This window comes from Paucibacter sp. DJ2R-2, from assembly GCF_025717675.1.
In the GTDB taxonomy this organism is placed as follows: Bacteria; Pseudomonadota; Gammaproteobacteria; order Burkholderiales; family Burkholderiaceae_C; genus Paucibacter_A.
Window position 1 is genome coordinate 178,444 of sequence record NZ_JAJIRT010000002.1, and the last position, 20,624, is coordinate 199,067.

Genomic DNA, 20,624 nt, shown 5'->3' on the forward strand with positions numbered 1-20,624 from the left:
GCAGCCCGGATGGGCCTCAGACGTCCAGGTTCAGTTCCTGAATCTTGCGCGTGATGGTGTTGCGGCCGATGCCCAGCTTTTGCGCCGCCTCGATGCGGCGACCATGAGTCAGCTCCAGCGCGGCGGTGATCAGGCTGGCCTCGAAACGGCGGCTCAGCAGCTCCCAGACCTCGGGCTCGCCGGCGGCCAGCAAGCGGCGGGCTTCACGGGCCATTTCCATCACCCAGGCTTCGCTGGCCACGCCCGCACCAGGCAGGGGCACGGCCGACGGCGCATGCGCCCCAGATTGAGGCGCGGCGGCAGCAGAAACCTCGCCTGAGGTCGCTGGCGCGTCCTCGCTGCGCTCCAGCGTCAGCTCGGTTGAGGTACCCGCTTGCAACAGCTCCTGGGGCAGATCCTTGGCTTCCACCACCTGGCTGGGCGCCATGACGCTAAGCCAATGGCAGATGTTTTCCAGCTGGCGCACATTGCCTGGGAAGTCAAAAGCCAGCAGCTGAGCCAGGGCGGCTTCGCTGAGGCGCTTGGTTTCAACGCCCAGCTCGGTGGCGCTGCGCTGCAAGAAGAAGCGCGCCAGCACACCGATGTCCTCGCGCCGCTCGCGCAGCGGCGGCAGGCGCAGGCGAATCACATTGAGGCGGTGGAACAGGTCCTCGCGGAAGGCGCCCTGGCGCACGCGCGACTCCAGGTTCTGGTGGGTGGCGGCAATCACGCGCACATTGGCGCGCAAGGGGCTGTGGCCACCGACGCGGTAGAACTGGCCGTCGGACAGCACGCGCAGCAGCCGCGTCTGCAGCTCCAGCGGCATGTCGCCGATTTCATCGAGGAAGAGCGTGCCGCCGTCGGCCTGCTCGAAACGACCGCGCCGCGTCGCCTGGGCGCCGGTGAAGGCGCCACGCTCGTGGCCGAAGAGCTCGCTCTCCAGCAGGTCCTTCGGGATGGCCGCCGTGTTGATGGCGACAAAGGGGCCCTCGGCGCGCGGGCTGTGCTTGTGCAGTGCGCGCGCGACCAATTCCTTGCCCGAGCCCGATTCGCCGGTGATCAATACCGTCACATGGCTCTGGCTCAGGCGGCCGATGGCACGGAACACGTCCTGCATGGCGGGCGCCTGGCCCAGCATCTCGGGCACTTGCGCGGCGGCCTCGTCGGCCACGGCCTCGCGCTGGCTTTCTTCCTGGGCGCGGCGGATCAACTCGACCGCACGCGGCAGGTCAAAGGGCTTGGGCAGGTATTCAAACGCACCGCCCTGGAAGGCCGCCACGGCGCTGTCGAGGTCGGAGTAGGCCGTCATGATGATGACGGGCAGATGCGGCAAGCGGGCCTTGACCTTGGCAAGCAGGTCAAGACCTGACCCTCCGGGCATGCGGATGTCGGACACCAGCACCTGCGGGCTGTCCTCCTCCAGCGCGGCCAGCAGATCGCGGGCGTTGCTGAAGGTGCGCACGGGCAGGCCCTCGCGGCTCAAGGCCTTCTCCAGCACGAAGCGGATGGAATGATCGTCGTCGACAACCCAGATGGATTTCATGCGGCTGGTTCCCTCTAGGGCAGGGGCAAGGTGATGCGAAAGTCGGTCCGGCCCGGTTCGCTTTCACAGTCGATCATGCCTTGGTGCTGTTGGGCGATCGTCTGCGCCAGCGTCAGGCCGAGGCCGGAACCGCCCTCTCGCCCCGACACCAGGGGAAAGAAGATGCGATCACGAATCTCGGCCGGAATTCCGGGGCCGTTGTCCTCGACATGCAATTCCAATGCCAAGCGCCAGCGCTGCTTACCAATGGTCACCTGGCGCGCCACCCGAGTGCGCAAGGTGATGGCGGCATCACCGGCCGCCATGCGGGATTGCAAGGCCTGGGCAGCGTTTTGCACGATGTTGAGCACGGCCTGGATCAGCTGTTCGCGGTCGCCTCGGAAGTCGGGCAGCGAGGTGTCGTAGTCGCGCTTGATCACCAGGCCGCGCGGATGTTCGACCAGCACCAGGGCGCGCACGCGCTCGCAGACCTCGTGGATGTTGACATCGGCCACCACCGGCGCGTGGCGGTGCGGCGCGAGCAGGCGGTCGACCAGGCTTTGCAGGCGATCGACCTCGTGGATGATGACTTGGGTGTACTCGCTGAGCTCAGGGCCTAACTCGGTGGGCGCCAGCTCCATGGCCAGCAGCTGCGCGGCGCCGCGGATGCCACCCAGTGGGTTCTTGATTTCGTGCGCCAGATTGCGCGTCAGCTCCTTGGTCGCCTGCACCTGGTCGAGCGTGCGCTCTTCGCGATCCTGGCGGGTCTGCTGTGCGTTCTCGATCAGCTCGATCAAGACCAGGTCGCCACCGCGCGGCGTGGCCGAGCCGGCCTCCAGCTGCGAGACGATCACATGGACCGGCACCAGCACCTCATGCGGCCGCACACCGCGGCGCAGCAAGGCATCGAAGCGGCTGCTGGAATAGGCATTGCGGGCCACGCCCTCGACCGTGTCGCGCAGGCGGCCGGCTTCGGCAAACCAGTCGTAGAGACTGCTGCGCTGCACGGCGCGGCGCGACAGGCCCATGACGTTCTCGAAGGCCGTGTTGGCGAACAGGCATTCGCCATCGGGCCGGACCACGGCCACCATGGTGGCCAGCATGTCCAGCGCATCAAAGACCGGCGGGGTGCGCTCGGCCGCTTGAAAAGCCCCGAGGGGCGTGGGAGCGCTTGGGCTCATGACAACAACTCCTGAGTACGGCTGCGCGGCCCCGGAGCCGGCGCGACGCACCGGGCCTCAGGACGGCGGTAGCTTGCTGATCTCGCGTTTGAGCGCCGCGACATCGCTTTCCTGGCGCGCGATGCTGGCCTTGAGCTCGGCCATGCGGTCCAGGTAGCGCTGGTAGTTGCGCTCGTCGGCGCGTCGCTCGGCGTTGCCGCCGGCGTATTCACGCTGCGTGGTGGCCAGGCGTTCCTCGGCCTCGCGCAGCTCGGTTTCCAGCACACGCCGGCGTTCGCCGTCGCGGCTGCGCTGCTGGTTGGGGTCGACCCGGCCGCCGTCGCTGCTGGCGCGCGCTGGTGGCGCGGCATCAACACGGCCTGCATTGCCGGTACCGGCCGCCCGCGGCTTGGGGGCCTGCAGGATGGTGATGGGCGAACCTTCGATGGTGCGGCAGCCCTTCTCCTGAGCTTCTTTGGCCGACACGGCGTCGGTGTAGAGCACCGGTGGGCCGGGGCAACGGTAGACCGTACCTTGGGCTTGAGCCGCCGCGGCCCAGGCCGACAGCGAGCAAACGGCCCAAACCAGCGGATCCGTGCGGCGCATCGAGCGACGCATCGAGCGGTAGGCGGGCATCGGCGGAGCAGATCGGTTCAACATGGCGCGATTGTGGCCCAAGCGCGGCCGGCCCAAGCGCGCAAGTGCGCGGCCGAAGGCCGGCAAACGCTGCGGCCACGAAAAAGGACGGCCTGAGCCGTCCTTCAAGATGAGCCTGGCGGCTCGTGAAAGCCCGGCCTTCAGCGCACCGATCAGCACGCTGGCGGCCGGCAGCCATCACAGGGCGTAGTACATGTCGAACTCGACCGGGTGCGTGGCCATGCGCAGACGGGTCACTTCCTGCATCTTCAGCTCGATGTAGGCGTCAAGGTAAGCATCGGTAAACACGCCACCCTTGGTCAGGAAGGCACGGTCCTTGTCCAGCGCTTCCAGGGCCTGGTCCAGGCTGTGGCAGACGGTGGGCACCAGGGCGTCTTCTTCCGGGGGCAGGTGGTACAGATCCTTGGTGGCGGCTTCGCCCGGATGGATCTTGTTTTCCACGCCGTCCAGACCCGCCATCAGCAGCGCTGCGAAGCACAGGTAGGGGTTGGCCGAAGGATCGGGGAAGCGTGCCTCGACGCGACGACCCTTGGGGTTGGCCACATAAGGAATGCGGATCGAGGCCGAGCGGTTCTTGGCCGAGTAAGCCAGCTTGACCGGCGCTTCGTAGCCAGGCACCAGACGCTTGTACGAGTTCGTACCGGGGTTGGTGATGGCGTTCAGGGCGCGGGCGTGCTTGATGATGCCGCCGATGTAGTACAGGGCGAAATCGCTCAGGCCGGCATAGCCGTCGCCGGCGAACAGGTTCTTGCCGTCCTTCCAGACCGACTGGTGCACGTGCATGCCGGAGCCGTTGTCGCCCACCAGGGGCTTGGGCATGAAGGTGGCGGTCTTGCCGTAGGCATGGGCCACGTTCTGCACCACATACTTCTGCAGCTGCGTCCAGTCGGCGCGCTCCACCAGGGAGCTGAAGCGGGTGCCGATTTCCATCTGGCCGGCGTTGGCCACTTCGTGGTGGTGCACTTCAACCGGGATGCCCAGTTGTTCCAAGATCAGGCACATCTCCGAGCGCATGTCCTGGCCGCTGTCGACCGGGGGCACGGGGAAGTAGCCGCCCTTGACGGTCGGACGGTAGCCGGTGTTGCCGTGCTCGTATTCCTTGCCGGTGTTCCAGGCGCCTTCTTCGGATTCGATCTTGAAGAAGGAACCCGACATCTCGTTGGACCAGCGCACCGAGTCGAAGATGAAGAATTCAGGCTCAGGACCAAAGTAGGCGGTGTCGCCCAGGCCGGAGGCCTTCAGATAGGCTTCGGCGCGCTTGGCCAGCGAACGCGGGTCGCGCTCATAGGCCTTGCCGTCGGCCGGGTCGACCACGTCGCAAGACAGGATCAGGGTCGGCTCTTCGAAGAAGGGGTCGATATTGGCCGTGTTCGGATCGGGCATCAACAGCATGTCCGAGGCTTCGATGCCCTTCCAGCCAGCGATGGACGAGCCGTCGAAAGCATGGCCGGAGACAAACTTGTCTTCGTCGAAGTGCGAAACCGGCACGGTCACGTGCTGTTCCTTGCCACGGGTGTCGGTGAAACGGAAGTCAACAAACTTGACTTCGTTTTCCTTGACGATCTTCATCACGTCGGCGACGGTCTTGGCCATCAGAAACTCCTAAACGGGTAAGTAGCGGGAGAAAGCTTGCGGATGCGTAGGTATTTGTTTGGCTTGCACTGCGCCGTCAGACACAGGCCGCGCCAGTTCAATAAAGCAGTTTGTGTGCCAGCTTGCGGCACTCCGGTGCGCACTGCGCATGCAGACGGGCACACAGCCCAAGCTGCCGCACCGCGCCGGCGCACAGAGCCGCCGAAGCTGCGGGATTATGGTCCGACCCCAGGCTCGGGAACAGGGCGAGCGAGCGAGTTTTCACGCTCAATCACCAAAACGGTGCGATTCGACGCCACTCATCGCACCAACTCAGTGCTCACAACAGCACCAAATTGGATCACGCCGCTTTTCAGTGCCTGGTAGGCAGCATCCATCTGTTCGGCCGGGCCTTTGACACCCAGCTCGATGTGACGGCCCCACTGCGGGTGGTCCACGCTGGGCAGGCTGAAGACCTTGATGCCGGGGAAGTCCGCCTCCACCCGCTCCATCAGCGGCGTCAAGCTGGCCTCCATCGCGCCCTGGACGATCAGGGACAGTTCCTGGCGCTGCACAGGGCGCTGCAAGTCGGCATGGCGCTGGTCCAGCACCCACTCCATCATCGGGTGGGCCATGACCGGAAAGCCCGGCACGAAGTAGACCGTGCCGACCGAGAAACCCGGGATCTTGTTGAAGGGGTTGGGAACGATGTCGGCACCGACCGGGAACACACCCATCTCCAGGCGGCGCAGGGTGTCGGGGTGCTCGGGGTCGACCGTCTCGCCCTTCTCCGCCGCCATGTTCTGGATGCGCTCCCAAATCAGCGCGCGCGCCTCCGGGTGCAGCGCCAGTTCGCGGTCCAGCGCGGCCGCCGCGGCCTGGCGGGTGTGGTCGTCGGGCGTGGCGCCGATGCCGCCGCAGCTGATCACCAGGTCGCCGCTGGCAAAGGCCTCACGCAGCCGGGCGCTGATGTAGGCGCGGTCGTCGCCCAAGTACTGGGCCCAGTCCAGGCTCATGCCGCGCGCGGCCAGGATCTCGATGAACTTGGACAGATGCTTGTCCTGGCGCTTACCGGACAGGATTTCGTCGCCAATGATGATCAAACCGACTTTCATGACTCTTCTTGCCTAGGCAGGGATTGGATGGGCGTCAGCAGTTCGACGGGGGCGGCGCCGGCGCTGCGGCTCTGGCGCAGCTCCTGGAGTGCGGCCAGACAGTAATGGCTGAACCACAGCGAGGAAAAGGCAAAGATCAAGGTGTAGAGCCAGATCGACACCAGGATCAACAAAGGTGCCAGAGCCACGGCCATCACGCCGAAGGCCCAGATGGCAGCCGGCGCCGCGCCCAGATAGCCGGTCAGCAGGCCCAGCCCCAGCAAAGGCAGGCGGTGCAGACGCAGCAGCTGGCGCCGCTCAGCCACCGAGGCATGTTCGGCCAGGGCGTCGTAAGCGAACACCCGGTAGCCGAGCCAGCCACAGATCAGCGGCGGCAGGATCAGCACCAAGGGCGGGATGAAAAGGAAAGGCAGGCTGATCAGCAAAGCCAGCAAGGCCAGTGCCGCGTGGCCCAGGGACCAGAGCAGCGACTGCACAAAGGCGGCACCCCGCTTGCGCTCCAGCAGCGGAAAGCGACGCTGGGCAACCAGATTGACCGCGGTCGGCGTCAGCAGCAGAGCCACCAGCAGCAGGCTCAGCACCACCACCACCGGCAAGCTCAGGGCCAAGACGAGCAAAGGCGCCAAGGCCGAGCGGAAACCGCCCAGACCGACATAGCTGAGCCAGCCCAGCAGGGTTTCGATCAGGCTCCAGGACTCGAGCGTGGCCCGCACCCCGGACACGGCCGTTTCCCAGAAAAAGTAGCCCAAGCCCAGGGCCAGCGCGCCAGCCAGCAGCAAAGGCAGCAAAGACAAGGCGATCACCCGCGGATGCAGGCAGTAGGCGGCCGCGCGCCAGAAGGCATCGGCGACTCGGCTCAGGGATTGGACGGGCATGGGTGGGGGGGGAGGAGAAGTGAACGGGTGAACGGGTGAACGGGTGAATGGGTGAATGGGTGAATGGGTGAATGGGTGAATGGGTGAATCGTGGATGGAGCTTTCGATCACGGTGCCTTGTTCACCTGCTCACTTGTTCACCCGTTCACCAAAAAAAAGCGGCCCTCGGCCGCTTTTCTTGAATGGGCTGCGCTTCGACCGCCCCCAGCTTACTCGTCGTCGCCGCCGAGCAGGCCACCCAGGATGCCGACACCGGCGGCGCCGGCTGCGAAACCACCCAGCACCGAACCTTCTTCCTTGCGGCCACCGTTCTGCGGCGCGGCCGCAAAAATGCGCGAAGCCAGGCGCGAGAAAGGCAAGCTCTGCAGCCAGATCTCACCCGGGCCGGTCAGCTTGGCCAGGAACAGACCTTCACCGCCGAACAAGGCGGTCTTGATCTTGCCCACGTACTGGATCTCGAAATCCACGCTGGGCGTGTAGGCCACCACGCAACCGGTGTCGACCAACAGGGTCTGGCCGGGTGCCAGCGTGCGGCGCACCACGGTGCCGCCGGCATGCACAAAAGCCATGCCGTCGCCTTCCAGCTTTTGCATGATGAAGCCTTCACCGCCAAAGAAGCCGGTGCCCAGCTTCTGCTGGATGGCGATGCCCAGAGACACGCCGCGCGCCGCGCACAGGAAGGCGTCCTTCTGGCAGATCAGGGTGCCGCCGAGCTGGCGCAAGTCCATGGGCAAGATCTTGCCCGGGTAAGGCGCGGCAAAGGCAACGCGCTGCTTGCTGCTGCCGTTGTTGGTGTAGATGGTCGTGAACAGCGACTCGCCCGTGATCAGGCGCTTGCCGGCGCCGAGCAGCTTGCCGAAGAAGCCACCCTGGTTGGCCGCACCATCACCGAACACCGTGTCCATATTGATGGCGGCATCCATGAACATCATGCTGCCGGCTTCGCCGATGGCGGCCTCGCCCGGGTCGAGCTCGACCTCGACGAACTGCATCTCGGCGCCCTTGATTTCAAAATCGACTACATCCATGGCCATGAAAAAACTCCTCGCTTGGGAAAGACTGCGGGCGCGATGTTAGCCAGTTTTTGCCCGCCCTGACTTGGGTCACCCGGCGCCGCGCACGGCCTCAGCGGACCAGGCCCAGCTGCACCGCACGGGTCAGACCAAGCTCCTGCCTATACTGCCGGCCATGAATGACAACGCCGCGCCCGAACTCGCGCCCAAACCGGGGGACAGCTATGTGCAGTCCTTCGCGCGCGGCCTGTCGGTGATCCGCGCTTTTGATGCCACCGCACCCCGCCAGACCCTGACCGAGGTCTCGCGTCGCTGCGGCCTGACCCGTGCCGGCGCCCGGCGCATCCTGCTGACCCTGGAAACACTCGGTTATGTCAAGAGCGACGGCCGCTTGTTCGCGCTGACGCCCAAGATCCTCGACCTCGGCTTTGCCTACCTGTCCTCGCAGCCGCTCTGGCAGTTTGCCGAGCCGGTGATGCAGCAGCTGGCCGCCGAGCTGAACGAGAGTGTTTCGGCCGCCGTGCTGGAGGGTCAAGATATCGTCTATGTGCTGCGCGTGCCGGCCCGCAAGATCATGAGCATCAATCTCGGCGTGGGCAGCCGCCTGCCGGCCTGGTGCACCTCCATGGGCCGCATCCTGCTGGCCAGCCTGCCCCCACCGGCCCTGGAGGCGCAGCTGGGCCAGCTGAACATCGCGCCCCTGGCCTCTCGGACCGTGGCCAATCTGCCCGATTTGCGCGAGCGCATTGCGCAGACCGGCCGCCAAGGCTGGTGCCTGGTCAACCAGGAGTTGGAAGACGGCCTGGTGTCCCTGGCCGCGCCCATCACCGACCGCAAGGGTCAGGTCATTGCCGCGCTCAACGTCGGCTCGCAAGTGAACCGCCGCTCGCCCGAGCAGCTGCTGGAGCAGACCCTGCCACGCCTGCTCGACGCGGCCGGGCAGATCTCGCGCCTGCTGCAGATCAAAGCCTGAAGACGGCTGGAACCGGCACTGAGCCGTCGTTCGCGGAGAAGTTTCAGCACGCAGAGTTCGCAGAGTTCGCAGAGGACCGCAGAGGACCGCAGAGGACGCTGAGAACACAATCCTCGCTCTTCTTCTCTCTCTGCGGTCTCTGCGAACCTCCGCGCGCTCTGCGTTCGTATTCAAATCTCAGCGAACGACGGTTCTGTGCCGAAGACAGTCATCCAGCCACCGTCACCGCGCCGACGCCGCCCCGCCACGAATCTTTCACACAAGCTGCCTAGCATCGCTCCAGCTCCACCCGGCCTGTTGCCGGTACGGATGCGCAGAACGAATGGGGTGCAGCATGCATGCAATCGAAGTGACGGCGCTGAGCAAGAGCTTTGGCGCACGACGGGCCTTGGACAGCGTCAGCCTGCAGCTGCGCCCGGGCGAAATGGTGGCGCTGATCGGCGCCTCGGGCTCGGGCAAGTCCACCTTGCTGCGCCATTTGTCCGGCTTCGTGGCCGGCGACGCCAGCTCCGGTGAGCTGCGCGTGATGGGCCAGCTGGTGCAGTCGAAAGGCCGCATCGCCGGCAATATCCGCAGCGTGCGCGCCCAGATCGGCTTTGTCTTCCAGCAGTTCAATCTGGTCGGCCGCATGACGCTGCTGAACAATGTGCTGACCGGCCAGCTGCACCGCATTCCCTTGCACCGCAGCCTGCTGCAGTGGTTCACCCGCAGCGAACGCGCCGCCGGCCTGCAAGCTTTGGCCGAAGTTGGTATAGACGACTATGCCTTTCAGCGCGCCTCCACGCTCTCGGGCGGCCAGCAGCAGCGCGCTGCGATCGCCCGCGCCCTGGTGCAAGGCGCCAAGGTGGTGCTGGCCGACGAGCCCATCGCCTCGCTGGACCCGGAGTCCTCGCGCAAGGTCATGGACATGCTGGCTCGCGTCAACCGCGAGCATGGCTGCACGGTTCTGGTGTCCTTGCACCAGGTCGATGTGGCGCTGCGCTACTGCCAGCGCGTGGTCGCCATGCGCGAAGGCCGGGTCGTCTATGACGGCCCCAGCAACGCCCTGAACCCAGCCTTCCTGAACGAGCTCTACGCCAGCGACGCCGACGCCCCGGCCCTGCTGCCCGAGGGCGAGGCCCTGGTCAGCCAGCCCATGCCCCTGCCCAGCGAGGCACCCAGCTCCGCCCCCGCAGCCGCACCGCACAGCCCGCCGCTGCCCGTGGCGGCCTGAGCCCCGACTTTCGACCCCGCCTTTTTCACTTGGAGAGAACCCCATGATCCGCAAGCTCTTGCTCGCCACCAGCACCCTGCTGGCAGCCACCCTGGCCCAGGCTCAGGACATCAATTTCGGCATCATCTCGACCGAATCCGCCTCCCACCTGAAGGCCGACTGGGCCCCCATCCTGGCCGATATGGAAGCCAAGACCGGCTACAAGGTCAAGGCCTTCTTCGCCAACGACTACACCGGCATCATCGAAGCCATGCGCTTCAACAAGGTGCAGATGGCCTGGATGGGCAACAAGTCCGGCATGGAAGCCGTGGACCGCGCCGGCGGCGAAGTGTTCGCACAAACCAGCTATGCCGATGGTGCCTTGGGTTATCACTCGCTGCTGATCACGCACAAAGAGAGCGGCATCAAGAGCGTCGAGCAGGTGCTCAAGAGCCAGCGCGAATACAACTACGGCGCCGGTGACCCGCAGTCCACCTCGGGCACCCTGGTGCCGGGCTACTACCTCTACGCCCTCAACGGCATCGACCCCAAGACCCACTACAAGTCCAGCCGTTCGGGCAACCATGAGTCCAACTTGATGGCGACCGCAGCCAAGCAAGTGGACGTGGCCATCACCAACACCGAAGTCTGGGAAAAGTTCCAGAAGCGCGAAGCTGAGAAGGCCAAGAACATCCAGATCCTCTGGAAGTCGCCCCTGATCGCGGCCGACCCCATGCTCTGGCGTGCCGACCTGCCGGCCGATATGAAGGCCAAGCTCAAGACCTTCTTCATGAGCTACGGCCGCGGCGAATCCGAAGCCTCCAAGCGTGAGCTGGCCAATCTGGCCAAGCTGACCTTCGGCGTCTTCAATGAATCCAGCAACAAGCAGCTGGTGCCCTTCCGCCAGCTCGAGCTGTTCAAGGACAAGGCCAAGCTCGAGAACGACGACAAGCTCGACCCGGCCGCCAAGCAAGCCAAGCTGGCTGAGATCCAGAAGAAGCTGGCCGAGCTGAACGCCCAGCTGGCTCAGGCCAAGTAAGCAATCAATCAAGCCAGCCAGCCGCCCCACCCCACCGCGACGCCCCCAAGCCATGAGCAGCAGCACCAGCACCGCCACCGCCGTTTCACCCAAGGCCCCCACGGACCCCAGTGGCGGCCTGCCGCGGGCCGGGCTCATGAGCTTGGTCGGCTGGGGCCTGGCCCTGGCGCTGTTCGCCTGGGCCTGGCGTGGCGCCGACATGCGCCCGGGCGCGCTCTGGGCCGACTCGGCCAATATGGTGAGCCTGGCCCGCGAGTTCTTCCCGCCCGACTTCACGGACTGGCGCACCTATGTGGCCGAGATGGTGGTGACGGTGCAGGTGGCGCTCTGGGGCACTTTGCTGGCGGTCGTCTGCGCCGTGCCATTCGGCCTGCTCAGTTCGTCGAACATCACGCCGGCCTGGGTGCACCAGCCGGTGCGGCGCCTGATGGACGCCGCACGCGCCATCAACGAGATGGTGTTCGCCATGATCTTCATCGTCGCCGTGGGTCTGGGCCCCTTCGCCGGCGTGCTGGCCTTGTGGGTGCACACCACGGGCATCTTGGCCAAGCTGTTCTCGGAGGCGGTCGAGTCCATCGACCCCCGGCCGGTGGAAGGCATCCGAGCCACCGGCGCCAATGCACTGGAAGAGATCGTCTACGGCGTGATCCCGCAGGTCATGCCGCTCTGGGTGTCCTACACCCTCTACCGCTTTGAATCGAATGTGCGCTCGGCCTCGGTGGTGGGCATGGTGGGCGCTGGTGGCATCGGCGTCATCCTCTACGAAGTGATCCGCAGCTTCCAGTACGCCCATACGGCCGCCGTGATGCTCATCATCATCGCCTTCGTCACCGCCATCGACCTGGTCTCGGCACGCATCCGCAAGGTACTGATCTGATGACGAGTTATCACATTGCCGCCCACAACCTGCCGGCACCGGTGCGTCTGAGCGAAGCGCCCACCCTGGCGAGTGACGCCATCGTCCGCGACAGCTCATTTGGCCGCTGGTGCGAAGTCGGCGCCAGCACCCGCATCGAGCACAGCGTCTTCGGCGACTACAGCTACATCGGCCACCACGCCGAGGTCATGGCCGCCGACATCGGCAAGTTCGTCAATATCGCCAATATGGTGCGCATCAACCCCGGCTTTCACCCGGTCGAGCGCCCTTGCCTGCACCACATCCTCTACCGCGGCAGCATGTATGGCGAAGGTTTCGGCGCCGACGACGCCGAGCTCTTCCACTGGCGCCGCCTGCAGCGCGTCAGCATCGGCCACGATGTTTGGCTGGGCCATGGCGTGATCATCATGCCCGGCGTCAAGATCGGCCACGGCGCCGTCATCGGCAGCGGCAGCATCGTCACCCGCGACGTGCCCGCCTGGACCATCGCCGCCGGCAACCCCTGCCGCGCTATCCGGCCGCGCTTCACGCCGGCGATCGGCAGCGCCATCGAGGCTGTGGCCTGGTGGGACTGGACGCATGAAGAGCTGCAAACTCGGCAGGACGAGTTGAAGGATGTGCGCAAGATGCTGGCCGCGCATGCGGAGAGGCAGGCAGGGTTGGCTGCGTAAGCAAGGCTGTGCCCCGGAACGGAGCGGCTGCCCCTGGGCCGGGCGCAGGGCCTGACGCCTGATACGCGTGGACGAAACGGGCAAGGCGTGAGACGAAGGGTTGGCTTGGCCGCCTCGTTGACCCACTCATCTACGTACAGCCATACCGCCAAACTTCGTCCTAAGCAAAGCGCGACTGGTACTCGCTCGGCAAAACCCCCAGCTGGACGGCAAATGCACGGCGCAGGTTGTATTCCGTGCCATAGCCACTCAGGCGCGCCGCCTGCTTGACGCTCATGCCGGGCTGCTCGAGCAGCCCACACGCCACCTCGGTGCGCAGGCGCACCAGAAACTGCGCGGGGGTGACGCCTGTCTCTTGGAGCAACTTGCGGTTGAGGGTGCGCACTGACACAGCGCAGGCGTCTGCCATTTGGGTGAGCGTGATGCTTTGGGGCAAGCGGGGGCGCAGCCAGTTGACCAGCTGCCCGCTCAGCCCTTGCTCATGGGACTGGGCCAACAGCTCGGAGCTGAATTGCCGCTGCCCGCCCGAGCGCTTGAGGAACAGTACCAAGCGCTTGGCCACACGCAGCGACGCCGCACGACCCAAGTCCTCCTCCACCAGACTCAGCGCCAAGTCCATCCCGGCGCTGATACCAGCAGACGTATAGAACTTGCCATCACGGGTGTGAATGGCATCGTCTTGCACCCGCACCAGTGGGTGCTGGCTGCGCAGTTGAGCCACATCTTGCCAATGGGTCACGGCGCTGCGCTGGTCCAGCAAGCCCGCGCGGGCCAGCACGAAAGCGCCGGTGCATACGGAGCAGCAGCGCGCCACACTGCTGCTGGCGCGCGCCACCCAGCGCAAAGTGAACGGGTCCTGCTTGCCCTCTGCGGAGCTGCCTGCGGCTATCGGCAATTCAGCGGCACTGGCCCCAGCAACGATCAGCGTAGCCCCCTCCAAGCCGCGTCGTGGCAGAGGCCTGGCCAGCAAGCTCACCCCGGCAGAGGATGACACGGCACCGCCGCCCGGTGCGATCAAGTGGATGCGGTACGGCGGCGCCAGTCCAGCGTCGCGGGCCTCGTCGTTGGCGGTAGAAAACACCTGGATGGGGCCTGTGGCGTCCAGCAACAAGAACTGCGGAAACACCAACACCCAGATGTCCCTCGTGACTGGTGCCTCCAGGCTATGGGCTGGGGGCGTGCGTGTCGCTTTGGGAAGGCTCATATTGGCAATTATTCAACCATGAATGGCAGATGTGCCAATCGTTGAGTACCTACGATTGCGTCCAACACACCCACAAGAGGTACCGCCCCTTGCTTGAACTCCGCCCCACCTGCGAACACTGCAACAAGCCGCTCCCACCCGATTCTTTGGAAGCACGCATTTGCAGCTATGAATGCACGTTCTGCGCCCACTGTGTAGATGGCCTGCTGGGCAACGTCTGCCCCAATTGCGGCGGAGGTTTTGAGCCAAGACCCATCCGGCCCGCCAGGAACTGGAAAAACAACAACTTCCTCGGAAACGATCCAGAGAGCACCAAGCTGAAGCACCGCCCGGTTGACCCCGATGTGCACGCGCAGTTTTCAGCGGCAATCAAGAAAATCGCCGCTGACAGAAGGTAAGGACCTGGCCTTGAACTTCATGAAACACCGCCTCACCCGCCCGGCACGCAGGCTCGTCACTGCGCTTTCCTGGGCTTTTGCAGTCACCCAGTCGCTTGCAGCCAAGGCGGCGGTTTTCCCCCTGCCCGATGGGTGTTCACTGGTCCCGCCCAGCGCTGCCTCAGCGCCTGCCCGCCCCTTGCCAAGTCGCCCGTTCCCGGGGGTGGCTCTGCAAGTTCGCACCATGCTTGAGCCGACCATGTTTGCCAGTGCGGGGCGCTACTACCTGATCTACGAACTGGACTTGCAAAACTATTCCGATTCGATGATGACCTTGCTCAGCCTGGAGGTCATGGATGTGAGCCGGAGCCCGATCAGGACCATTGCGACACTGGATGCGGCGCAACTCAATGCGCTCTTGCGCCCCACGGGAGTGAACTACTTGCAGTACCCCAGCCAGCCTCATGTGGACGCCAACCGTGCATTGGATGCGGGCCGCAGCGCCCTGGCTTTTCTATGCCTTGCTTTCGACGACACGGCCTCGGTGCCGCGCCAACTGCGTCATCGCGCCCACCTAGAGAACACCAGCACCGATGGCCCGGTGGTGACCGTGCACCGCGCGCCGCTGCCGGTCTTTGCTCCCTTGCTGGAAGGTTCGAATTGGCACCCACGCAATGGTCCCAATTTGGACACCCATCACCACATGGGCTACATGGTGGAGGGCGGTATGGCGCAAAACGGCAGGCGCTTTGCCATCGACTGGCGCAAGTCCAAGGATGGCAAGCTTCTTGTTGAGGGTGACCCACGCGATGTGCACGCCTACCCGGCCTATGGTGAGCGCTTGTTCGCCGTGGCCGATGGCATCGTCGTCGTGGCCACGGACGGCTACCCAGACAACGTTCCAAAAACAGCCGCCGGCTTTGAACCGGCAGTGCCACTGAACACGTACGAAAGCATTCTCGGTAACAAGCTTGTGCTCCAACTTGCCAATGGTCAGTTTGCCCAATACGCACACATGCAAGCGGGCAGTGTGCGGGTCAAGGCCGGAGACCGGGTACGCCGCGGTCAATGGCTGGGGCGGGTCGGCAATTCGGGTGACTCCCGCAGTCCCCATGTGCATTTTCAGTTGGCCAGCACACCGGATTTTTTGGCAAGCGAGGGCCTGCCATTCGTTTTCGATCGCTTCCGCATGACTGTGCCTGGGCTGGATTGGAGCGAGAGGGCCCAAGAGTTTCCATGGGGTGAGGACACGATGGTGGACTTTGGTGCGAATCGGGCTCAGCGGAAAGCAAGATCGCAATGAGCCCACCGGAGCCAGGCTTCAACAAGCAACTTGCCACACGTAAGCTCTTCATACTCCAGATGCCCGCGATGGCGCGTTTCTGCCTTGCAGGACGAGGGAGCGGATGGTTTCGACGGGTCGGGGCGGCTGCGGACCCTCGTTGAAGAACTCATCCATCCAAAGTAGTGGCGCCAGTTTGCACTTGCCTGGCTTGACCTTGTCCTCGGCCGCCTAACGCGATCTGGTGGTGTACGCCTCGCCCCCGCCTGGCAGTTGCACAGGCACGCTGTGCAGGTGCTCGATCAAGCCCGCCTGCGTCGGCAAGTCCATCAAGAGCTGAAGGTGTAGCGGCGCACAAGCCTGGGCCAGGCGCTGCGCCAGCAGGGCCGGCGCACCAATACAGGCGTGAGCGACGCGACCGGATGGCAGGGCCGTACCGAGCAGCACCGCGCCGCTGGCGATGCCCACGCCAAGCCTGATCTCCGCTTGGCCCGCATCCAAGCGTTCGGCATTGAAGCCGGCCATCACTCCGGCCATGTCTTGGGCCGCCTTTGCGGCAGCGCTGGACTCGGCGAACAAGGCCATCAGGCAGTCGCCGCAGTACTGGACCAGTTCGCCCTTGCTACTGGCCACGGCGTCCAGCATCAGGGTGCCCCAGTTGCTCAGCAGCTCCATCGTCTCCTGCGGCGTCTGCAGCGCGCAAAGGCGCTCCAGTTCATTCAGACAGGCCACCAGCACGACAGCCTGCGGCAGGCGCCGGGCTTGCGCAGGCGCAAGGGGAAGCAAACGGCGCAGCATGTCGGCCTGCAGGTCGGCAAACTGCTTGCGAGCCAGACTGGACTCCACCCGGGCTTTGAGCAGCCAGGGGTCGACCGGCTTGTGCAAAAAATCATCGGCCCCCAGCTCGATGCAGCGCGCCACCGGGGCCACCCCGCCCAAAGAACTGGTCACGATGACGGACACCGCGCGCAAGGCCGCATCTTCCGCGCGCAGCTTCAGCAGGCCGAAGCCATCAAGCTCGGGCATGGCGAGATCAAGCAGCAGCAGATCGAAGCGGTGCTGCCTCAACAAGTCCAGCGCCTCGCGGCCGTTCTCGGCGCTGCTGACGCGGTGCCCCATCAACTCCAGCGAGCGGCACAGCAGCAGGCGGTTGACCTTGTTGTCATCCGCCACCAGCACCCTCGCGGGCAAGGCTGCGGCCACGGGCTGCGGCACGCCAGGGGCCGGTGCGTCCGCCTGCGCGTGGGTTCCCGGCGCCAAGGTGAACTGATAGCCCAGCCCGGCCACGGTCGCAATGGCCCCGGCACCCAGCACTCGGCGCAGGCCGGAGATCTGCACCTGCAGATTGTTTTCCTCCACCACCAGGCCAGGCCAGACCTCGTCCAGCAACTCGTTCTTGCCGACCACGCGATCGCGCTTGTTGACCAAGGCCTTGAGCAGATCGAAACCGCGGCTGCCCAGGGCGATGGGCTTGCCATCCACCAGCAGCAGGCGCTCGGCCAGCCGGAGTTCGACATGCCCGAAAACGAGGCTGGAGGCTTGCGTACCCATCGGCGCCTCAGGCACGCGCCAGGGCCCGCAGGGCCGCCAGCGTTGCCATCAATTGTGTTTCTAGCGCTTGCAGCGCATCCACGCTGACCGCATCGGATGACGGGCCCTGCCACTCCAGCACTCGCGCCATCTCCGCCAGCCGGCTGGCGCCGAAGGTGATGCTGTTGCTTTTCAAGGTGTGCGCCGCCGTCTCGAAACGCTCCGCATCGCCCTGCGCGGCGGCGCTGCGCAGGTCAGCCAGCAGTGCCGGCGCTTCCTCGGCAAAGGCGTCGATCAGGGTGAGCACAAAGTCAGCCCCCGCATTGGCTTGCAGAGCCTCGAAGCAGCGCGCGTCGATCAGGTCTGGCGTCATGGTTCAAGTGTCCCTGCGCATGGCGGTGGCGGCCAATGTCTCGATCAGGGCCTCCACGCGCAGCGGCTTGCTGAGGTGCTCGTCCATGCCGGCGGCCAGGCATTGCGGGCGGTCGCCGTTGAGCGCATTGGCTGTCATGGCCACGATTCTGGGGCGTTGCCCGGCGGCCGGCCAGCGGGCAACGATTTCACGGGTGGCCTGCAGGCCATCCATCTCGGGCATGCGCACATCCATCAGCACCAGATCGTAGGTCTGCCGCGCGAGGCTCTCTACCGCCTCGCGCCCATTGCTGGCCAGGTCGGCACGGTAGCCCATCTGCTCCAGCAGGCGCATGGCCAGCTTCTGGTTCACGCCGTTGTCCTCGGCCAGCAGGATGCGCAGCGGGTGGCGCGTGGCCATCTGCGGGTCCATCGCCACCGGCGTGAAGGCCGGGCGCGGGGGCAACAGTTCCACCGCCACCACAGGGGCCGGGATGCTGAAGAAAAAGCAACTGCCCTGGCCCGGCCCGGCGCTCTCCACGCCCATGCTGCCGCCCATCAGCTCGGCCAGCTGCTTGCTGATGGCCAAGCCCAGGCCGGTGCCGCCGTAGCGGCTGCCGATGCTGCTATCGGCCTGGCTGAAACGCTGGAACAGGCGCGAGCGGCCCTCTTCGCTGAGCCCGATGCCGCTGTCGCGCACCTGAAAACTCAGCTGCCCCGCGCTCGGTGTCGACACCCTCAGCAGCACCTCGCCCGCGTCCGTGAACTTGACCGCATTGCTGAGCAGGTTGAGCAGGATCTGGCGCAGATGCGCCGCATCGCCCGAGACGGCCACGGGCACCTCGTCGTCCACTGCACAGGTCAAGCGCAGGCCTTTTTGCGCGGCCCGCACGCTCACCAGATCGAGCGCCAGGCGCACGCATTCGCGCAGCTCGAAAGGCTGCGCTTCGATCTCGAGCTTGCCAGCCTCGATCTTGGAGAAGTCGAGCACGTCGTTGATGATGGTCAGCAGCGCCTCGGCCGACTCGCGGATGGTCAAGGCATGGTCGCGCTGGTCTTCGCTCAGCGGCGAGTTGAGCAAGAGGCCGCTCATGCCGATCACCCCGTTCATCGGGGTGCGGATCTCGTGGCTCACCGTGGCCAGAAAGGCACTCTTGGCGGCGTTGGCCGACTGCGCTGCCTCGCGCGCCTGCAACTCGGCAGCAAGCTTTTGCTCCAGCAGCTGGGCCTGGGTGCGGGCGGCATCCGCTTGCAGATCCTCTTGCATCATGTCCACCGCCTTGTCCAGGGCGCGGATCTCGTCGGGCCGGTAAGGGGCGGCGTCAGGGCGTGTTTGCAGCAGCACAAAGCCGGTCAGCTCATCCCTATGCCGGATCGGCACGACCAGGCCATCCAGCCCGGTGCGCGCAGTCAACACGGCCGGCAAGCGCTGAGCCTGGATGCTGCGCAGGTCGGAGGCACGCAGGATCAGGGGCTCAGGCACATCGGTGCCAGTGCAAGCCAGGCGCGTGCCCACCTGTGCTTTCTCACCGGGCTGAACCTGGTAGACCGAGGCCTGCGCGCCGCCGGCAAACCGGCTGAAGGCCCGCAGGTAGTGAGCCATCAAGGCCTGCTGGCCTTGCACGCCCACGGCGCCCAAGGCGGCAGACCAGAGTGCCTCCTCCTTGGCAAGCCAGTTGCGATAGAACAGGCGCTGCACCAGCTTGTCGGCCACACCTCGCAGGTGCGGCACGGCGCCGGCAAACACCAGCGCCAAGGGCACGGTCACGCCCGCAGCCACGCGCGGATCGGCCAGCACAGGCAGGCGCATGCCCAGGCGCTGCATCAAGGTCGCGCCCAGCACCAGCACCGCAAGCACCAGACCCCAAACCAAGAGGCGATTGATGGCGAAGCCGAAGCCCAGCACCTTGTAGCGCAAGACCGCGTAGGCCAGGCCCAGCATGGCCAGCACATCCAAGGTGGCCTGCGAAACGTTCACGATCTGCTCGGCTTGGATGTCGCCCCGAGCTGACGATTCCGAGAGCCAGGAAAACAAGAAGCTGCTCAGGGTCAACAAGCTCACGCAAAGCCCGATCCATGCGTAGCGCTGGCGCTCCATCCCTCGGGCTCTCCACCAGGCGAACAGCATGCCAGCCAGGGTCGCAAGCTGGATGACCATGGCGGCCTGTGCAGCGCGCAGACTCACGGGCGGCTGCCACACCTGGCGCGGTAGCCAGCGCAAGGTGTGCAAAGCCTCCAGCACCGCAAAGAACAGGCCTGCACCGACCAATGCGACCAGCAGCCAACGCTGCCAACCCCGGGTCAGCCAGGCGAGATCTTTGGAAAAGTGAATCACGAAGTACAGATAGCCGACCGCGCCGACATACATCTGGATGGTCGGGCCTGTGAGGAACATGAAGGTTTGAAACCAGCCCCCAGGCAGATACTGCAAGACCCCTGCCGCGCTGTACATGGCCAGGGTGGCAGAGAGCGCACGGATGGCCTTGTTGTCGGCGCGCCGCCAGGCCAGCACGGTGGCCACCAGCAGGGCCATGCAGCTGTCCACCCAGTCGGTGAAGGTCATCAGTACCGCCAGGGGCGTGATGCGGCTCGCATCGGGCACGGTGCGTACCTTCAATGAACGCTGTTGCCCGTTCGACTCCACCATGACCGGGATGGTTTCCCCGATGCCCATGAATCGCCAGCTATCACCGGGGATGTCAAAGGACAAGCGGTCGCCCACCTTCACACCTTGGTGCGCCAGATCGGAGTCCGCTTTCAGGCTCTTGATCTCACGCATCCACAAGACGCCCTTGAAACGCCAGCCCAGATCCGCGCCGACGCTGCCTGCCGCCTGCGCTGAGACCATGCGATCCACATGGGCCAGGCCCAGCCAGCGCACGCCCGCGCAGTACAGGCAGAACGCCAGCAGCAACACCTGCCACATCTTGGCGTTAGAGCCCGAGGGTGGCTGCCCGCCTAACAGGGCGCCAGCGTCGGCTTGAGTCAGGGCACTGTTCATGGTTTTTCCGTCCCTTTTTCGATCGTGCACAGAAGCATAGGCAGATCCAGCCGGCGCGCGAGGGCATCAACCCTGAGCAGCCCCGTTGATGCATCGTCAACTCGGCTGCCCGCCCTGTCCTTAAACGCCCTGAAGCCGGGCTGAAGCCTTCTGAAAGCGCAGCGCACGCGCTGCGAACCCGTTATGTCAACGCCCCTTCTCTTTCAGGAAGTTTCAGCGCAGCTTCAGACGCTT

Annotated in this window: 18 protein-coding genes; 7 read left to right on the top strand and 11 right to left on the bottom strand. The window is 65.3% G+C overall.

Annotated elements, in window-relative coordinates; translation table 11 throughout:
• Nucleotides 1-16: 16 nt before the first annotated feature.
• The 7 genes from ntrC to LNV28_RS07990 form a co-directional block, all read right to left on the bottom strand.
• A complete protein-coding gene (gene ntrC / locus LNV28_RS07960) occupies nucleotides 17-1,522 on the bottom strand; it encodes a nitrogen regulation protein NR(I) (RefSeq protein ID WP_263518352.1) in 1,506 nt (501 codons plus the stop codon).
• 14 nt (nucleotides 1,523-1,536) lie between these two features.
• The gene (glnL, locus tag LNV28_RS07965; protein ID WP_411969928.1) at nucleotides 1,537-2,682 is read right to left on the bottom strand and encodes a nitrogen regulation protein NR(II); all 1,146 of its coding nucleotides are present in this window, start codon (nucleotides 2,680-2,682) and stop codon (nucleotides 1,537-1,539) included.
• Between the two features lie 57 nt (nucleotides 2,683-2,739).
• Complete coding sequence (locus LNV28_RS07970) at nucleotides 2,740-3,321, bottom strand: hypothetical protein (protein ID WP_263518353.1); 582 nt, start codon at nucleotides 3,319-3,321, stop codon at nucleotides 2,740-2,742.
• Between the two features lie 174 nt (nucleotides 3,322-3,495).
• Nucleotides 3,496-4,911: a type I glutamate--ammonia ligase gene (glnA, locus tag LNV28_RS07975; protein ID WP_263518355.1), complete on the bottom strand. Its 1,416-nt coding sequence runs from the start codon at nucleotides 4,909-4,911 to the stop codon at nucleotides 3,496-3,498.
• A 299-nt stretch (nucleotides 4,912-5,210) separates the two neighbouring features.
• Nucleotides 5,211-6,005, bottom strand: a complete 795-nt coding sequence (locus LNV28_RS07980) for a competence/damage-inducible protein A (RefSeq protein WP_263518358.1) — start codon at nucleotides 6,003-6,005, stop codon at nucleotides 5,211-5,213.
• Nucleotides 6,002-6,880: an EI24 domain-containing protein gene (locus tag LNV28_RS07985; RefSeq protein ID WP_263518359.1), complete on the bottom strand. Its 879-nt coding sequence runs from the start codon at nucleotides 6,878-6,880 to the stop codon at nucleotides 6,002-6,004. The genes LNV28_RS07980 and LNV28_RS07985 overlap by 4 nt, the downstream gene beginning before the upstream one ends.
• A 209-nt stretch (nucleotides 6,881-7,089) precedes the next feature.
• Nucleotides 7,090-7,914 carry a TIGR00266 family protein gene (locus LNV28_RS07990; RefSeq protein WP_263518361.1) on the bottom strand — a complete coding sequence of 275 codons (825 nt, stop codon included), beginning with the start codon at nucleotides 7,912-7,914 and terminating at the stop codon, nucleotides 7,090-7,092.
• 154 nt (nucleotides 7,915-8,068) lie between these two features.
• Here LNV28_RS07990 and LNV28_RS07995 point away from each other — a divergent pair, with 154 nt between their 5' ends.
• The 5 genes from LNV28_RS07995 (at nucleotide 8,069) to LNV28_RS08015 (ending at nucleotide 12,645) form a co-directional block, all read left to right on the top strand.
• The gene (locus tag LNV28_RS07995; RefSeq protein ID WP_263518363.1) at nucleotides 8,069-8,866 is read left to right on the top strand and encodes an IclR family transcriptional regulator domain-containing protein; all 798 of its coding nucleotides are present in this window, start codon (nucleotides 8,069-8,071) and stop codon (nucleotides 8,864-8,866) included.
• A gap of 334 nt (nucleotides 8,867-9,200) precedes the next feature.
• Nucleotides 9,201-10,079: a phosphonate ABC transporter ATP-binding protein gene (phnC, locus tag LNV28_RS08000; protein WP_263518365.1), complete on the top strand. Its 879-nt coding sequence runs from the start codon at nucleotides 9,201-9,203 to the stop codon at nucleotides 10,077-10,079.
• Between the two features lie 43 nt (nucleotides 10,080-10,122).
• Complete coding sequence (phnD, locus tag LNV28_RS08005) at nucleotides 10,123-11,097, top strand: phosphonate ABC transporter substrate-binding protein (RefSeq protein WP_263518367.1); 975 nt, start codon at nucleotides 10,123-10,125, stop codon at nucleotides 11,095-11,097.
• Nucleotides 11,098-11,233: 136 nt separating this feature from the next.
• A complete protein-coding gene (gene phnE, locus LNV28_RS08010; protein WP_263518785.1) occupies nucleotides 11,234-11,974 on the top strand; it encodes a phosphonate ABC transporter, permease protein PhnE in 741 nt (246 codons plus the stop codon).
• Nucleotides 11,974-12,645: a DapH/DapD/GlmU-related protein gene (locus LNV28_RS08015; RefSeq protein ID WP_263518369.1), complete on the top strand. Its 672-nt coding sequence runs from the start codon at nucleotides 11,974-11,976 to the stop codon at nucleotides 12,643-12,645. Before phnE ends, LNV28_RS08015 begins: the two co-directional genes overlap by 1 nt.
• A 160-nt stretch (nucleotides 12,646-12,805) precedes the next feature.
• On the opposite strand, the gene LNV28_RS08020 is transcribed toward LNV28_RS08015, so the two are convergent.
• The gene (locus LNV28_RS08020; RefSeq protein WP_263518371.1) at nucleotides 12,806-13,849 is read right to left on the bottom strand and encodes a GlxA family transcriptional regulator; all 1,044 of its coding nucleotides are present in this window, start codon (nucleotides 13,847-13,849) and stop codon (nucleotides 12,806-12,808) included.
• Nucleotides 13,850-13,938: 89 nt separating this feature from the next.
• On the opposite strand from LNV28_RS08020, the gene LNV28_RS08025 reads away from it, so the two are divergent.
• A complete protein-coding gene (locus tag LNV28_RS08025) occupies nucleotides 13,939-14,247 on the top strand; it encodes a DUF1272 domain-containing protein (protein WP_263518373.1) in 309 nt (102 codons plus the stop codon).
• A gap of 223 nt (nucleotides 14,248-14,470) precedes the next feature.
• Entirely contained in the window at nucleotides 14,471-15,529 is a 1,059-nt protein-coding gene (locus tag LNV28_RS08030) for a M23 family metallopeptidase (RefSeq protein WP_263518375.1), read from the top strand.
• A gap of 210 nt (nucleotides 15,530-15,739) precedes the next feature.
• Here the strand turns inward: LNV28_RS08030 and LNV28_RS08035 are convergent, their stop codons facing one another.
• Genes LNV28_RS08035 through LNV28_RS08045 form a run of 3 tightly spaced genes read right to left on the bottom strand, consistent with a single transcriptional unit; the run spans nucleotide 15,740 to nucleotide 20,390 of the window.
• Nucleotides 15,740-17,059 (bottom strand): response regulator, encoded by a 1,320-nt coding sequence (locus LNV28_RS08035; RefSeq protein ID WP_263518378.1) that lies wholly within the window; start codon nucleotides 17,057-17,059, stop codon nucleotides 15,740-15,742.
• Nucleotides 17,060-17,066: 7 nt separating this feature from the next.
• Nucleotides 17,067-17,411 carry an Hpt domain-containing protein gene (locus LNV28_RS08040; protein WP_263518380.1) on the bottom strand — a complete coding sequence of 115 codons (345 nt, stop codon included), beginning with the start codon at nucleotides 17,409-17,411 and terminating at the stop codon, nucleotides 17,067-17,069.
• Nucleotides 17,412-17,414: 3 nt separating this feature from the next.
• Nucleotides 17,415-20,390, bottom strand: a complete 2,976-nt coding sequence (locus tag LNV28_RS08045; RefSeq protein ID WP_263518381.1) for an ATP-binding protein — start codon at nucleotides 20,388-20,390, stop codon at nucleotides 17,415-17,417.
• Nucleotides 20,391-20,624 lie beyond the last annotated feature (234 nt).

Bases quoted from the DNA above. Each gene is read 5' to 3' on its own strand.
- glnA (WP_263518355.1), bottom strand. From the start codon at position 4,911: ATGGCCAAGACCGTCGCCGACGTGATGAAGATCGTCAAGGAAAACGAA.
- LNV28_RS07980 (WP_263518358.1), bottom strand. From the start codon at position 6,005: ATGAAAGTCGGTTTGATCATCATTGGCGACGAAATCCTGTCCGGTAAG.
- LNV28_RS08030 (WP_263518375.1), top strand. From the start codon at position 14,471: ATGCTTGAGCCGACCATGTTTGCCAGTGCGGGGCGCTACTACCTGATC.
- LNV28_RS07970 (WP_263518353.1), bottom strand. From the start codon at position 3,321: ATGTTGAACCGATCTGCTCCGCCGATGCCCGCCTACCGCTCGATGCGT.
- glnL (WP_411969928.1), bottom strand. From the start codon at position 2,682: ATGAGCCCAAGCGCTCCCACGCCCCTCGGGGCTTTTCAAGCGGCCGAG.
- LNV28_RS08020 (WP_263518371.1), bottom strand. From the start codon at position 13,849: ATGAGCCTTCCCAAAGCGACACGCACGCCCCCAGCCCATAGCCTGGAG.
- ntrC (WP_263518352.1), bottom strand. From the start codon at position 1,522: ATGAAATCCATCTGGGTTGTCGACGACGATCATTCCATCCGCTTCGTG.
- LNV28_RS08040 (WP_263518380.1), bottom strand. From the start codon at position 17,411: ATGACGCCAGACCTGATCGACGCGCGCTGCTTCGAGGCTCTGCAAGCC.
- LNV28_RS08015 (WP_263518369.1), top strand. From the start codon at position 11,974: ATGACGAGTTATCACATTGCCGCCCACAACCTGCCGGCACCGGTGCGT.
- LNV28_RS08035 (WP_263518378.1), bottom strand. From the start codon at position 17,059: ATGGGTACGCAAGCCTCCAGCCTCGTTTTCGGGCATGTCGAACTCCGG.
- LNV28_RS07985 (WP_263518359.1), bottom strand. From the start codon at position 6,880: ATGCCCGTCCAATCCCTGAGCCGAGTCGCCGATGCCTTCTGGCGCGCG.
- LNV28_RS07990 (WP_263518361.1), bottom strand. From the start codon at position 7,914: ATGGCCATGGATGTAGTCGATTTTGAAATCAAGGGCGCCGAGATGCAG.
- LNV28_RS07995 (WP_263518363.1), top strand. From the start codon at position 8,069: ATGAATGACAACGCCGCGCCCGAACTCGCGCCCAAACCGGGGGACAGC.
- phnD (WP_263518367.1), top strand. From the start codon at position 10,123: ATGATCCGCAAGCTCTTGCTCGCCACCAGCACCCTGCTGGCAGCCACC.
- LNV28_RS08045 (WP_263518381.1), bottom strand. From the start codon at position 20,390: ATGAACAGTGCCCTGACTCAAGCCGACGCTGGCGCCCTGTTAGGCGGG.
- phnC (WP_263518365.1), top strand. From the start codon at position 9,201: ATGCATGCAATCGAAGTGACGGCGCTGAGCAAGAGCTTTGGCGCACGA.
- phnE (WP_263518785.1), top strand. From the start codon at position 11,234: ATGAGCTTGGTCGGCTGGGGCCTGGCCCTGGCGCTGTTCGCCTGGGCC.